This is a genomic window from Pedobacter glucosidilyticus DSM 23534, assembly GCF_000425145.1.
GTDB classification, from domain to species: Bacteria; Bacteroidota; Bacteroidia; order Sphingobacteriales; family Sphingobacteriaceae; genus Pseudopedobacter; species Pseudopedobacter glucosidilyticus.
In genome coordinates this window covers 38,252-54,490 of record NZ_AULF01000012.1, presented here as the reverse complement: position 1 = coordinate 54,490, position 16,239 = coordinate 38,252, and the positions used below count along the sequence as shown (strand labels likewise).

Below are 16,239 nucleotides of genomic sequence, written 5' to 3'. Positions count from 1 at the left end.
TTAATTATAAATAAATGAAAAAGTATATAATAATTGGTGGCCTATTATCTCTTTTGGTAACCGTAGTTTCTTGTAAAAAAACAGAAGAAGTACCAGATCCTGTAGCATCTTTTGAATTGTATTGGCAATATGTTGATTTACAAAATTCTAAACTAGTTAATGATACTGTTAAATACATTCCAGGAACAGATACTTTAGTGGTAAGAAGAAATGAACAACTAGTTTTTAAAAATACTAGTAAAGGCACCCATTTTTCTATTTGGACAGGTGATACTGGAGCAAACTACGGTATCCTTAATAATTCTGGATCAAATTTCCCTCTGTCTAGTACAGGCGTTGATTTTTTTAAGATATATTCTACTAGAGGAAATTACAAGTTATGGGTAATCGCAAAATCAGCATCTAAAGATGGGCAGATTGTAAAATCATCTACCATTACAGCCAATATAAAAGTAATATAACTAATGCGACCAAAATACTATTAGGAAATCGTCTTTATTTCCTGATAGTATGATTAAAGTACGCTAAAAAAACAAAATAAAAATTTATGACTATTCGTATTCTAACTTTATCTCTAACCTTCTTATTTAGTATCTGTGGTTACAGTCAAGCTCAAATTTATTTAGATAATAGCCAACCTATAGAAACTAGGGTAAAAGATGCGCTTTCTAGAATGACACTAGAAGAAAAAGTAAAGTTAACAACAGCACAATCTAAATTTAGTAGCCATGGTGTTCCCCGTTTAGGAATCCCCGAAATATGGATGAGTGATGGTCCACATGGAGTTAGAATGGAAATCTTATGGGACAGTTGGAACCATGCAAAATGGACCAATGACTCTTGTACAGCTTTCCCAGCTTTAACCTGTTTAGCTGCCACTTGGGATCCTTCGGTTTCTTATTTATACGGTAATGCTATTGGTGAAGAGGCCAGATATAGAAGAAAAGATGTCCTTCTTGGACCAGGAGTTAATATTTATAGGACTCCGCTTAATGGTAGAAACTTTGAGTATATGGGTGAAGACCCATATTTAGCATCAAAAATGGTGGTGCCTTATATACAAGGAGTACAGAGAAATGGAGTAGCTGCTTGTGTAAAACATTTTGCATTAAATAATCAGGAGAAATGGAGAAACCATATAAATGTTGAAGTGAGTGACAGAGCCTTAAATGAAATTTATTTACCAGCTTTTAAGGCCGCAGTACAAGAGGGTAAAGTTTGGACAATTATGGGTGCTTATAACCAAGTGCGAGGAGAATATGCTTGTCATAATGATCTTTTACTTAATAAAATTTTGAAAAAAGATTGGGGTTTTGATGGTACCGTTATTTCTGACTGGGGAGGTACTCATAACACTCGCGAAGCGGCATTAAATGGCTTAGATATAGAAATGGGAACTTATACAAATGGCTTTACCAGTAATGTTTCTGCAGCATACGATAATTATTATCTAGCTAGTCCTTACTTAAAAATGTTAAAAGCAGGTGAAATACCTCTATCCAACATTGATGATAAGGCTTCACGGATTTTAAGATTAATCTTTAGAACCGCAATGGCACAAAATAAGCCATTTGGGTCTTTAGCTAACGATGAGCATCATTCCGTAGCTCGTAAAGTTGGTGAAGAAGGCATTGTTCTTTTAAAAAATTCAGCAGGCTTATTACCTTTAAATGCAGCAAAATATAAAAAGATAGTAATTGTAGGGGAAAATGCAACTCGTAAATTAACAGAAGGCGGAGGCTCTTCGGAGCTAAAAGTAAAAAAAGAGGTCTCACCTTTAGAAGGTATATCAAACAAATTTGGTAAAGCCAAAATCACTTATACTATGGGTTATGCTTCTGGAGATGTTGCTTATGATAAAGTTCTCCCTCCAAAATATAATACCGACTCTTTAAGAACTGTAGCTATTAAACTTGCTCAAGAAGCAGACCTTGTAATTTATGTTGGTGGTTTAAATAAGAATAGCCAGCAAGATTCTGAAGGCGATGACAGAAAATCATACGAATTGCCTTTTGACCAAAATCAACTGATAAGTGGATTGCAACAAGTAAATAAGAACATAGTAATGGTGATGTTAAGTGGTAACGCTTATGAAATGCCATGGCTAAATAAAGCTACAACATTAATTCAAGCTTGGTATTTAGGTTCAGAGTCTGGTAATGCCATAGCTAATATTTTATCTGGTGATGTAAACCCGAGCGGTAAACTGCCATTTAGTTTTCCTGTTAAACTAACCGATAATAGTGCACATGCATTTGGCGAAATTTCTTACCCAGGCGATAGCACAAATCAATATTATAAAGATGATATTTTAGTAGGTTACCGTTGGTATGATACAAAAAAAATTGCATCTCAATATCCATTTGGTTTTGGTTTAAGCTACAGCAAATTTTTATATGGAAAAGCTAAAATAGATAAGACAAGCATAAAAGATAATGATGTGCTTACTGTTACTGTTCCAGTAAAAAACACGAGTAATATAGCTGGTAAAGAAGTAATTCAATTATATATTCATGATAAAAAGTCATCAGAATTAAGGCCAGAAAAAGAATTAAAGGCGTTCCAAAAAGTAGAACTTTTACCAGGAGAGGAGAAAATAATTTCATTTAAAATTGATAAAAGCAGCTTAAAATTTTATAGTGATAATAAAAAACAGTGGGTTGCAGAGGCAGGTAAGTTCTCTGCTTTAATTGGTTCTTCATCAAGGGATATAAAATCGTCTCTAGACTTTATTTTAGAATAAATATTTTACAATCTAAAAAGAATAATTCTACCCGGTATAACACGTATATGAGAAGTTTATTTTATTTTATAATATTTTTTAGTTGTTTTTCCTTAACTACTAAATCACAAACTCGAATTATTACAAATCTTTCTAACCAGAATTGGTATTTATGGTTGGATACTCAAGCAGATTGGAAGAATGATTCTATTTTCTTACCTCCAGTAAGCCTATCTAAGTTAAAACCTCATAAACCTACAGAAGGATGGGAAGTTCTAAAAAACAAAGGGAAAGTTGTTAAAATACCTACGACTGTTGAAGCACATTATTGGGGAAATAACAATAGCACCTTTGGAGTTACAGGAAATTATGTTGGCGTTTCTTGGTTCTATTCTACAATTAAGGTTGATAATGAATTAAAGAACCGTAGAATAACCCTACAATTTGAAGGCGTAAGAATGCGGGCAGAGGTTTATATAAATAGGAAATTATCTGGATATGATTTAGTTGATGGGACACCTTTTGAAATAGATATCACTGACAAGGTAATCTTTGGTAAAGAGAATGAGATTGCCGTAAGAATTACAGACCCTAATGGCGGATTTGATTGGCGTGATAATTTACATTATGAATGGGGTAGTAAAGTTACAATGGCTAGTCATGGTTTTGGTGGGATAACTGGTGACGTAAATTTGGTAGTAACCGATAAAACCTATATTGACAATGTGTTTATAAAAAACAAGCCTAATCCTAAAGAAATAGAAGTACAAGTTAATTTACTAAATAAAAGTTGGGGAAGCTTAAACTTTACATTGTTAAAAGGCAATCAATCAGTCTTAACCAAAACATTAAAGGTTAAGCAGTTAAATGGACTTTTAAATACCTCTATTCTATTTCCCAAAGCAAATTTATGGTCGCCAGAAACACCTAACTTATATACCCTACAAGTAGCATGGAAAGGCGATGATGGTTCTAGAGATGTAGTTAGAGAAAGGTTCGGTTTCCGCTGGTTTGAAATTAGGAAAGATAATGGCGATAGCCAGTTTTTCTTAAATGGGAAAAGAGTTTTTCTTCTATCCGCTATATCTTGGAGTTTTTGGCCAGTAAATGGAATTACTCCAACAAAAGAGTTAGCTATTAAGCAAATTAAAGCAGCAAAAACGTTAGGTCTAAATATGTTAAATTTCCATAGAGCTATTGGAGATCCACGAGTTTTTGATGCTGCAGATAGCTTAGGATTGTTTCTTTATGAAGAGCCAGGTGGATATCAAAGTAATCATACTCAATATCCTATTGCTAAAGATAGCATAGCTTCCAATATTGATTTTATCTCTCAATGGCGTAGGGAAAAAATGTTTAGGATGATAAAAAGAGACCGCAACCATCCATCGCTTATCATTTACAATTTTCATAATGAAAGATCTATTTTGCCTAATAAACAAGATTCTTTAGATTTAATAGACGCTCAAAAAATAGATCCTACAAGAATAATAACTTATGATTCACCTCATCTATTTCCCGGATTGAAAGGTAATCCTTATACACCTTATGCACAAAAGCTTCATGTTTTACCATATAACGCTAAACTTCAAAATTATGGTTGGTGGGACGAACACCATGCAGGAGGACCGGGGAGCTATCATGATAATACCTACAAAAGCCCAACTAGTTTTTATAAACACATTACACATAAAGATGAAATTGTTATTTGGGGAGAAGAAGGGGCGATTGGTACCCCACCCAGATTAGGGTTGATAAAAGAAGAAATTGAAAAAAGTAAGTTGGCTGGTTGGGAAAAAGACGATTATTTAAAATGGTACAAAGCTTATGATGATTTCTTGTATGAAAACCCAGATTTTAAAAAGTTTTACAAAAATGTGGATACACTTTGCAGGAGAATAGGGAATGTAGCTTATTATTATCAGGGTAGAATGATAGAAAATACCCGTATAGGTAATATAAGTGATGCCTATATGATAAATGGTTGGGAGAGTATGAAACTAGAAAACCATTCTGGTATTGTAGATAATTATAGAAATTTTAAAGGAGACGTTAATTTGATTGCTAAATACAGCAAACCTCTATACATAGCTGTTAAACTTAGGAACAAAGTAGTGGCAGAAAATTCTACCATCAAGGCCGACTTTTTTATTGTTAATCAAAACGTTTTGAAGGGTAATTATAGGTTAGAAATCACTGCGCTTCATCAAAACAAAAGCATTTTTAATAAAAGTGTTAATGTTAAAGTAACCGGCGGCAATAAATATGGAGAATTAATAGCCTCGGATATTGCTATCTCAAATTTAAAATCTGGTTATACTGTTGTTAAGGCCAGATTGTTTAAGGGCGACAAAATTTTATCTGAAGGATCAGACGAAGTTTTTGCAGTAGAATCAGCAGTTTCTTCATTAGCAGCTTTGGGAAGCGTATACGATTCTAGCGGAGTAATAGCATCTTTCTTAAAATCAAAAAATATTAAAGCTGGTAATTATACAAAGGGTAAACCCGAGGGTAAATATTTAATTGTAGGTAATGCTTCTCCTAAATATGTAAGAACCCAAACAACAGATATCATTAATTGGGTAAATGAAGGTGGGTCACTCATTATAGTAGGGAAAGCTGCAGAATGGGCACAGCATTTAGCGGATAAGGAAGTTATTGATTACAGAGGTAGTAAAGAATTAGGTAAGGTTTGGATGGGGGGAAATTTCTTTGCTAAACCACATCCCCTTTTTATAAACTTACCTCAAACCGGCGTTTTTAATTGGGAATATCAGTGTTTTAACACCTACAATAAAATACGCATTGGTTTACAAATAAAATCTGGTGAGACTATTGTTGCTGCAATAACCGATCATAAAAAAGAGGTTTTTTCTGCTCTCAGTGTTATTCCGTTAGGACGTGGTAAAATCATTATCACATCTTTAGACATATTATCTTGCCTTAACGATAAAAATCTTGCTGCTGTATCGAATCAATCTCTTGAAGGTGAAAACGCCGCTTTAGAATCTTTAAATGAAAGAGAAATAGTGGCTGCTAATGTTGTAGCAGAAAAGCTGCTATTAAATATGATTAGTTATACTAGTCAAAGTTTAAAAGAAAAAGTAGCTTCTATGAAGGGATTAGTAGCACTTTGGGATTTTAAAGAAGATCAAAATCAGGCTAGAGAAGCTATTGGTGCCTCAAATTTTCCTCTCAAAGAATTTAATGGCAGTATACCAAGAATAAATGAAGGGCCTCTATCAGGATTTTCATCTAAATTTGATGGAAAAACCTATCTATCTCTTCCTCATTCTGAAACTGGCGAGTTAAATATACATGGTAAAGATGCCAAAGTTACAGTAATAGCTTGGGTAAAATGGACAGGTGAACAGCAAGGATTTGTTGGAGGCATGTGGAATGAGTACCAAGATGGTGGTAAAAGACAATATGGATTATTTGTTTCTTTACCTTATTATAATGGAGCAAACAAAGTATGTGGTCATATATCAGACACCGGTAAACCTACTCCACCCTTTCCATATTCTGTTGATTATTCTGCAAGTAAGCAAGAAGTACCAGCAAATGAATGGAAAAGTGTAGCATTTACTTATGATGGTAATTATATGAAATCTTTTATGAATGGAGTTTTTGAACCTACCGAGCCCGAGCTAATTAATAACACTAAAGGTTTTAAAGGCTATCCAGATGGGCTAATACAATCTAAAAACCCTTATTATTTTCCAAATGGAATGGGTAACCTAGGGTCTGATTTTACTGTTGGCGCAGTTCAGCTTAAATCAGGTATGGGGAATAACTTTAAGGGTCAAATTGCTGGCTTAGCAGTTTTTAATAGGGTTTTAACAGACGAAGAATTAGCGTCATTAGCAATAAATTAAATAATAACTAAATATTAATCTTTATGAATGCAATGCCTTTGGTTATTGTTGCCATCCTTATCCTTGTTCTAGGGTATAGGTTTTACATAAGTTTTGCAATAGCAAAGCTTATTACCATTAACGATTTAAAGGAGACTCCGGCTTCCCGCCTTTATGACGGACAAAATTATATTCCTACAAATAAGTGGGTTTTATTTGGGCACCATTTTGCTGCGATTGCAGGTGCAGGACCTTTAGTTGGGCCTGTTTTAGCAGCTCAATTTGGATATATGCCAGGCTTTATATGGATGTTAGTTGGTGCCATATTCGCAGGAGCCGTTCATGATTTTATTATTCTTTATGCATCAGTTAGGTATGATGGTAAATCATTGGCAGAAATTGCTCGTAAAGAAATAAATAAAGTAAGTGGATATACCTCTTCTATTGCAATACTTTTAATTTTAATTATTGCCATGGCAGGCTTGGGCTTAGTTGTGGTAAATGCTTTAGCAGAGAGTTCCTGGGGACTTTTCACAATTGCATCCACTATACCTATTGCCCTCTTTATGGGAGTTTGGATGTTTAAGATTCGTATTGGTAAAACGGTTGAATCTACTATTATTGGTGTTATTTTTTTAACTCTTGCGGTTATAATTGGTCGCTATATACCCGACTCGCAATATGCAGAATGGTTCACTTATGATCATAAAACGCTTACCATTTTATTAATAGGTTATGGCTTTGCAGCTTCAGTTTTGCCAGTTTGGTTATTATTATCTCCTAGAGATTATTTAAGTTCTATAATGAAAATAGTGGTTATAGGCATGCTTGCAATTGGTGTTATTTGGGTAGCACCTACCTTACACATGCCGGCTGTTACAGATTTTATTCATGGTGGTGGACCTATTATCCCAGGTACACTATTTCCCTACCTATTTATAACAATAGCTTGTGGCGCTGTTTCTGGTTTTCATGCTTTAGTAAGCTCTGGCACTACCCCTAAAATGATTATGAAAGAATCTCATATAAAAAGTATTGCTGCGGGTTCTATGCTTGTTGAAGCTTTGGTTAGTATTTTAGCATTAATTGCCGCTTCTAGTTTACTACCCTTAGACTATTTTGCAATAAATGTACCTGTAGAAAAATTTAATGAGATTCTGCCACAGTTAAAAAGTATGGGATTTGTAGATTCTAATTTAAATCAATTATCTAAAGAAGTGGGTGAAGAGATTGCCGGTAGAACAGGTGGTGCCGTCTCATTAGGTGTTGGTATGGCACAAATATTTTCTTCTATACCAGGGTTAAATGGATTGATGTCTTATTGGTATCATTTTGCTATAATGTTCGAAGCCTTATTTATATTAACCACCATAGATGCCGGTACCAGAATTGGGCGTTTTATGCTTCAAGAAATGTTAGGTAAAATTTATGCACCTTTTGCTAAGACTAACTGGTTACCGGGTAATATAATAGCTAGTTTAATAATTGTTTTTTGCTGGGGATATTTTATTTATACCGGGAGCGTATCAACAATTTGGCCTTTATTTGGTACTGCTAATCAACTGTTGGCTTCTATTGCTCTAGCGGTGGGTACTACCTATATTATCAATAGAGGGAAACTCAAGTATTCTTGGATTACCATTATACCTTTTTTGTTTATCAGTATAACAACTGTTTATGCTGGTTTAACAAATATTTTAAATATATATATACCTCAATTAGGATATACAGAAACCTATGTTCAAGGATGGATAAATTTATTTTTATCGATTGTAATTTTAGGATGTGCCCTAATTATTTTCTTTAGTTCTATTATTAATTGGACTAAAAAATATAATAATAGAAATAGTACTAGTTATCCTTCTATAGAATAATAAAGTAAAAATATCTTAGCTAAAAGAGCTGTTTATTTAAATCAAATAAGCAGCTCTTTTTTTTACAAACATCTTCAAAAAAAACCTCTCATTAATTCCTAAAACATTTACTCTAGAATATAGGGCCCAACTTATTAGGTGTTAAAAAGTTAAAATCTTAATGAATTACGATAGAATTTAAAAGTTCAAAAGGAATCCGCATCCTATTTTTGGAGGATATTATAAACTAAATTTTCTCAAAAATTAACGAAATGAAACAACAACTTACATTGCTGCTTATTGCAGCCTGCATTACTTTGTGTGCTTTTAAAATAACCAATCCAGTTAAAAGTCCACAACAAAAAGAAAGCCCTAACCTTCTTAATGTAGGAGACACTTTAAAGCTTAAAGGGGATAAAAATTTAATTTGGCAATCAAGCGATTCTTCGATAGCAAGAGTTGACAAAGAAGGTCTAGTTACAGCCTTAACCTCTGGTACAGTATTAATTATGGCGAACACTAAAGATGGTAAAGTCAAATACACCAATGAGGTAGCTGTTAACTTAATTAAAAACTCAGAATTTGAAAACGATTTAGCACCATGGAAACTACTTCTGCAAAAAGAAGCAAAAGCAACAGTAGTTACAGATTTGCAAGATGGATTTAATAAAAAAGCTGCAAAAATTATCATAGAAACTAAACCAGCAAATGATTTTGAATTAGCTCTAGGACAACTAATATCTTTAAAAGAAGGTAAAACTTATGAAATTTCATTTAAGGCTAAATCAGAATCTAAAAGAGATATAAAAGTAGTAGTACAACAATTATATCCTGGCAATGCGGTTTATTTTTCTCAAAAAGTAAATCTAACGGAACAGCCCAATACCTATAAGTACAATTTTAAAAGTGCTATTACAGGATCTGATGTAAGATTAAAATTCAATCTTGGTGGAAGCGATAAAGCAATATACATAGATGCTGTATTTATTAGGGAATTACTTTAACACCTTTTAAACAACTTATAATAAACTTAAACAATAATTTTATGAAAAGATTAATACATTTTAAATTGAGTGCCAAGCTTTTTATAGTGGCTAGCATACTTTTAACTGCTTTAACTCAAAAAGTAAAAGCTCAATATGCAGGCGGAACAGGATCTATGGGTGATCCTTATCAAATTACAACATGGGAGCAGCTCAGTAATGTTCGATTAAACTTAAGCGCAAATTACATTTTGATAAACAGTTTAGACGAAAACAGTGCAGACTATGCTACCTACGCCTCATCTACAGCTAATACTAATACGGGATGGCTACCCATTGGCGATGCCACAACAAAATTTACAGGAAACTTTAATGGGAATAACCGTACAATTAGTGGTATAAATATTAATAGACCCAATACAGATTATCAAGGGCTTTTTGGTTTTGCTAATGGTTCATCAATTAGTAATTTAGGACTATTGGCTGTAAGTATAACTGGTCGGGGCTTGGTTGGTGGATTAGCTGGTAGACTTGGGGATGGTATCAGTACAGCTATAGGTACTGTTAATGATGTTTATGTTACCGGTACTGTAACTGGTAATGCTGCTTCAACTTCATCAACAGGCGGTTTGATAGGTATATCATCTAACAATAATATAGATGGTTGCTACTCTACAGCTAATGTAACTGGAGTGAACAGAATTGGAGGCCTTATTGGAGAAACATCAGTTCTGACTGTAGGCACTGCTGGTTTTATTAGAAATAGCTATACAACAGGAACTGTCATCGGTTCTGGAGAGAGAATAGGAGGTTTAGTAGGGTTCGCAAATATTAATACAAATATTTCTAATTGTTATGCTAATGGGGCAATATCAGGCCAATTTTCTGTAGGAGGTTTATTAGGACAAGCTATTAGTGTAACATTATCAGATTGTAGCGCATCTGGGGCAACTACTGCTTCTGGAAGTGTTGCCGATGGCTCTGGAGCAGCTAGTTGTGGCGGATTAATAGGCGATGTCTCCGGTACTTCAACAATTACTAAAAGTAAAGCGACCGGTAATGTTACAGGTTCTGGAAGGAACTGTGGTGGTTTAATAGGAAATTTACTTGGCTCACCTACTATTTCTTTATGTTTTGCAACAGGTTCTGCAACTTTAACAGCGACGACACAAGGCTCCTTAGGTGGGTTTGTTGGTGCTATAAATCCAGACGTGATAGGATCTATCCAAAATTGTTACGCTAAGGGAAATGTTACGGCACCAAGTAATAATGGTACTAATATTGGAGTTGCTGGCTTTGTTGGCCGTATAAGGGGATCTGTTTTAAATAGTAATTTTTCTTTTATAAATTGTTATTCAACTGGTTCTGTAGCTGGCGGAGCAGTAACTGCAAACCGTGGGGGTTTTTCAACTTATAACTTTGCAGTAATAACCAATTGTTTTTGGGATACACAAACTAGTGGTTTAATCACAAGTGCTATGGGTACCGGAACCGGTAAAACAACCGCAGAAATGAAAACACAACTCACTTATACAAGTGCAAGTTGGGATTTCACAGGCGAAACAGCAAATGGGTCTAATGACTATTGGACCATTGATAATTCTTTGAATAACGGATATCCTTCTTTTAGCTACACTACTTTACCTATTGTATTAAAAAGTTTTACAGCAAAAGCTTTATCAAATATGGTAGAATTAAGATGGATTACGTTATCAGAAAATAACAATAAAGAATTTATTATTAAGCACAGTACAGATGCTAAGAATTTTATTGAAATAGGAAAGATAAATGCTTCAGAATTTTCTAATCAAATTAATAACTATTCTTTTATTCACGATAAACCAGCACCAGGGAATAATTACTATGAACTAATTCAAGTAGATAATGATGGCTCGATAGAAAATCTTGGATATAAAGTTATAAGTTTTGACCTTGAAAAAGAAGAAATTACTACTTATCCTAATCCCACGAATGAATATTTAACAATTTCCTTTCAAGAATCTATGTTTAATCAGCTTATCTTATATGATTTTTCTGGAAGGATTTTGCAAAGAATTGAACTTAGACCAAATGATAATGTAAAGATTGTTGATATGAGGGAATATTCAAGTGGTTATTATAATATTAGTTTATCAGGAAAAAACGGTTTAGTTTCTAAGAAAATAATTAAGCTTTAATATATTCTAAATACGTTTATCAGCGGCTCTAACGGGCTTTAGTAAATTATGAACACTCAGAAGTATTTATTCACATCTAAATTTAAAATATGAAAGTTTTATCAAGAATAATAATTGTTTTATGTCTCTTTTCGTACGGATGTAAAAAAAGTTCTATAAAAGAGGAAGTCAAAACAGGTTCATCACAAAAAATGGTGACAACTACTAATGAAACTACAGATTCTATTCCGGAATTTTTGAAGGATGTTGATCAAAACGTTATAATAGGGGTTGCCTTAAATACGAGTTATTTTAATGATTCATTATATTCTAAAAGAGCTAGAGAGGAATATAATAGTGTTACAGCAGAGTTTCAGATGAAGATGAAAGCCTTAAATCCTAGTAAATTTACATGGAACTTTGTTGGGACTAATTCTAGAATACCAGATTCAGCACAATTAAATGGTAATAAAAGAATTCATGGGCACACCTTAATATGGCATGCGGGTCTACCTACTTTTGTGTCTGATGTAGATAATTTACCAATTAGTTCATCAGCCAAAGCTGATACTTTGAAGAACATTATGAAAAGACACATTTTCAAAACTATTACATATTATAGTAATAATTACAAAAATGGTTCCGTTCCTCTTGTTAAATCTTGGGATGTAGTTAATGAAGCATTAAGAGATAATGGAAATTTTCGTTCTTTGCCAAATGGAAACGACCCTGGAAGTATATGGCATAAGTATTTAGGTGATAGTTATCTTGATTCAGCATATCGATTTGCTCGCCAAGCTGCTAGGGCTAATCGTAATTATGGATTAAAATTATTCTACAACGATTATGGCCATGAATGGGAAACAGTAAAATTAGATTCTATTAGAAGTAAAGTTCTAAGATTAAGAAGTATTAAAGAAGGAGGAGATCCTCTTATTAATGGTATTGGAATGCAGTTTCATCTTAAATGGAATACTCCCATAGCTAAGGTAAGAAGTGCTATAAGTTCAATGGCTACTACAGGGTTACTTGTGCATATTTCTGAATTAGATATTTCTTTGAGATCTGCCAATGAGGATACAACTATTTTTAACAATCTTGATGCTACTACTTTAGCAGCAAGAAGGGTTGTTCAAAAGGATTTATATTATAAAGTTGCAAGGGCTTATCAAGAGCTTGTTCCTATAGGACAGCGTTGGGGAATAACTTTATGGAACGTTGGTGATAAAGATTCTTGGTTAGGTTTAAAAGAGGAAGCAACTTTATACAATGAATTTTATCAAAAAAAGCCAACTTACTATACTTTTAGAGCGGCATTACATTATCCTTATGCTGTTTTATTAAATCCATAGCATTTAAACAGTGAGTGTTTCTGAGTGCGCTCACTGTTGTTTAAAATAATACATGTGATATTTAAATGTTTGTAGATAATTTTTCTTCATTCATCATAAAAAAGCAAGCAATGTAAAAAATGCTTGCTTTTTTTACGCTTACAAATAGGCTCTTTCTCAGTCCATTTTACTGTAGATTTTAAGAGATTCGCAGCTGCTATAAAGTTAAGTATTACATTATATGTTGATATTTTATACTTGATTGAATTATTATAAATGTTTTACAAGACTTATAATGGTTTTACTCTAACTTCATTTGTCCATTCACTTGCAAACCCCCATTGTACAATTCTTCTAAGTTTGAAAAAATAGGTTTTTGAAGAATCCAAATCAGGTATCTGTATTACACCATAATTGTTAAAGGTTAGGTGTTTAGTATAATTACCAGCTTCTTCGCCAAATTTTATCTCGTATCTGTAATCTTGGGAATTACCAGAAAACGATACAAAAAAGCCATTCTTTACAGGTTCAACTGCCCAAATTATGGGAGGTAATTCATCCTCATCTAAACTAAATTCGTTGATTTCTGTAGCCTTGATTCCTTTATTGTTGTGCGCCAAAATCTGAAACTGATAATTGCTTTTGCTCTTCAAATTATTAATCTGTACAAAATTGTTAATGGTTGCAAGACTTTCCTTTTCCAGGTTATCGATACCATATTTTAGGGTATAATGTGTTGCAGAAGGATTTGGTTCAAAAACAATTCTTGCTGCATCTGCACTGGTATGAACAGATTTCATAATTACATCTAAAGGTTCTTTGATGTATATGGTAGTATCAAATCGTGAATAATTTTGAGGATCTGATAAGCTAATTTTAACTGCTGTTGATTCTTCTGATAGATTGATTTGATAATTAAAAGTTTTATTTGCATCCCCAGGACTTAATAATGGGAGTTTAATTACTGCATTTTGTGTAACTCGATTAGACGTTAAAGCCTTTACTAGAATTTGGTATCCTTTTAATTGATAGGCTGGAAAATCCAATTTTTCATTCACCTTTAAGGTAATTTTGCCTGAAGCTTTATTGTTTATCACTGAATAAGTTAAATTGACTAAAGAAAATGGTAAATAAGCTTTCTGAATAGCGGCGTAACTTTTCTTTTTTTGAAGAAAAGTATTAACTACGCCCCAGGTTCTGTTTTGTGAAGGGAGGGTTTCCCATGTTTTTCTTGGCGACCAATAACTACTTCTATAATCATTTAATGTCCATAATGAAGCTCCTATAATATAATCTTTACCTTTAATTCCCTTTAACATTTTATTGAAATCGATAATAGACTCGTTAGGATCTTCGGTAGTTAAATTCTCACCAAATTCAGAGAAGAATATCGGCTTATCTGGAAAATATTCATGAGCTTTTTCCGCAGCTTTTACCCAATTACTATAACTATTTAGCATAATCAAATCACTATATTGAGAAGCGTCATTTGCTTGTACGGATACAGAGTTTGAAACATAAACAGCCAATCTATGGGGATCTAATTTTTTAGCATTTTCTATAGCTACTTTTATATATTCGTTGGCTAAGGGATTTTTATCTAAAGAGCCTATTTCATTACCTACGCTCCATCCAATTATACTAGGATGGTTATACTCTTGACGGATTAATCTTTCTAGCCATAATTTTGGTAGTGGATGTGAAGGGTCTACCATTGCGTCCTTTCCCCAAAGAAACACTTCCTCGAAGATCATGATACCTTTTTCATCCAAGTAATCGAGAAATTCTTTAGGTAGAGACATGTGGCTCAGTCTTGCCATATTGGCTCCGGCTTCTTTCATCATGTCTACCATTTTCTTGATCCTATCAAATGGAAGTGTATTTCCAGTAATTCGATCTTCAGGTACCAGATTGAAACCAACGGGTCTGATCTCTTCTCCGTTAAGCCTTAACTTTAAACCATCAACTTCTATTTTTCTTATACCAAACCTATCTTTATAAACATGTAATAATTGTTTCCCTTCATATATAGCCACTTTTGCAGTATATAATTCTGGATGATCAAAATGCCATAAATGAGTATTTGTTTTAGTTAAATTTACATCTTTTGATAGTATTATACTATCGCCACCATTTAGAGCAATAGGCTTTGGGATACCAGAATTGTAAATACTTTTATTCTGATAAAGAATCTCCAGACTATAAGATATTTCTGATTGCTTGATGGAATAATTAGCAATTGCTGCTTTAACATTAACAGTAGCTATTTGCTTTATTAAATCTGGATTTGTGGTTATAGCTATTCTATTAATTCGTTGTGGTTCGGTAATTTCTAGCCAAACCGGCCTTCTAATACCACCCCAATTCCAAATAGCACCACGTTTAAATACATTATTAACTTTTACGACAATTTCATTTTTTTCGCCATTTATGAATTGTTTGGAAATATCAAAATAGAATTGAAGAAAACCAAGATGGTTCTCACCAATTTTATTACCATTAAGCCAAACTTCAGCATCATTATAAACAGATTCGAAAACCAATCTTATATGTTTATTGTTCCAGCTGTTATTGGCTTTAAAAGTAAAACTATACCAAGCATCCCCTGTATAGTCAGAAAATTCATTCTTTAAATCCCAATTACCAGGAACTTCCATCCCTGTCCAGTTGTCTTTTGAATAATTAGGATCATACCATTTCTGCTGCTCGCCATTTTTATAAAGGTCTGTTTTAAATTTCCAGATACCGTTTAAAGAAATAGTATCTGATACAGCTGCATAGGCATCCGTTTTTAAAAGTCCAGCAATTAAAAATATAGTTAGTAATCTCATCATTTTTTTATACATTAATTGTAAATTAAAACCCAACAAATTGTGGCTAGAACATTCATTGATGGCTTTTTAATTCAGAATATCTACTCATAAGTTTTTCATGATTTGGTAATTTCCCTTTCTGTATTTACCCAAGATAAATATGTCTGTATGATTATACCATGGTAGCTGAACGGTCTTGAATTAAAACAGCTTTTATTCCTGATTTTGCTACTGTAATAGCTATAAAAATTTTTGAAATACTTCCGCTTTTATAGCTAAAAAATCAAAAATCCATAATTAAATAGTTTATTTAATAAAAATACAAAGTCTTAAACCTATAAACGAATAATAAAGCTTGGATTTTCTATGAGATTGTTCCTGTTTTTTGGGAAGGGTCCCAATTTGGAATAAATAGAACATTTATGCTGGTTTAGCCATGTCAGTAGCGGCTTTTAACAAACCTTAATACTTTATTAAGCCCTGTATGAAAGACTTTAATTTGCTTTTGGAAGCTCAGAATCAAG

At 33.2% G+C, this 16,239-nt stretch carries 8 protein-coding genes; 7 read left to right on the top strand and 1 reads right to left on the bottom strand.

The genetic code is table 11. The features are described from left to right. Positions 1-14 precede the first annotated feature (14 nt). From H510_RS0104840 to H510_RS0104810, 7 genes are all read left to right on the top strand, one after another. On the top strand, positions 15-461 hold the full coding sequence (locus H510_RS0104840) for a hypothetical protein (RefSeq protein WP_026903275.1): 447 nt from the start codon (positions 15-17) through the stop codon (positions 459-461). Positions 462-547: 86 nt separating this feature from the next. Further along, positions 548-2,743: a glycoside hydrolase family 3 C-terminal domain-containing protein gene (locus tag H510_RS0104835; protein ID WP_026903274.1), complete on the top strand. Its 2,196-nt coding sequence runs from the start codon at positions 548-550 to the stop codon at positions 2,741-2,743. Between the two features lie 47 nt (positions 2,744-2,790). Further along, the gene (locus tag H510_RS18280; protein WP_081659192.1) at positions 2,791-6,600 is read left to right on the top strand and encodes a LamG-like jellyroll fold domain-containing protein; all 3,810 of its coding nucleotides are present in this window, start codon (positions 2,791-2,793) and stop codon (positions 6,598-6,600) included. A 23-nt stretch (positions 6,601-6,623) separates the two neighbouring features. After that, on the top strand, positions 6,624-8,453 hold the full coding sequence (locus tag H510_RS0104825) for a carbon starvation CstA family protein (protein WP_026903273.1): 1,830 nt from the start codon (positions 6,624-6,626) through the stop codon (positions 8,451-8,453). 251 nt (positions 8,454-8,704) lie between these two features. After that, positions 8,705-9,436 carry a carbohydrate binding domain-containing protein gene (locus H510_RS0104820; protein ID WP_026903272.1) on the top strand — a complete coding sequence of 244 codons (732 nt, stop codon included), beginning with the start codon at positions 8,705-8,707 and terminating at the stop codon, positions 9,434-9,436. Between the two features lie 41 nt (positions 9,437-9,477). Beyond that, positions 9,478-11,592: a GLUG motif-containing protein gene (locus H510_RS0104815; RefSeq protein ID WP_026903271.1), complete on the top strand. Its 2,115-nt coding sequence runs from the start codon at positions 9,478-9,480 to the stop codon at positions 11,590-11,592. An 89-nt stretch (positions 11,593-11,681) separates the two neighbouring features. Continuing rightward, entirely contained in the window at positions 11,682-12,923 is a 1,242-nt protein-coding gene (locus H510_RS0104810) for an endo-1,4-beta-xylanase (protein WP_026903270.1), read from the top strand. Positions 12,924-13,192: 269 nt separating this feature from the next. Here H510_RS0104810 and H510_RS0104805 read toward each other — a convergent pair whose 3' ends face one another. Next, positions 13,193-15,736 (bottom strand): glycoside hydrolase family 2 protein, encoded by a 2,544-nt coding sequence (locus tag H510_RS0104805; protein WP_162143056.1) that lies wholly within the window; start codon positions 15,734-15,736, stop codon positions 13,193-13,195. Positions 15,737-16,239: the final 503 nt, after the last annotated feature.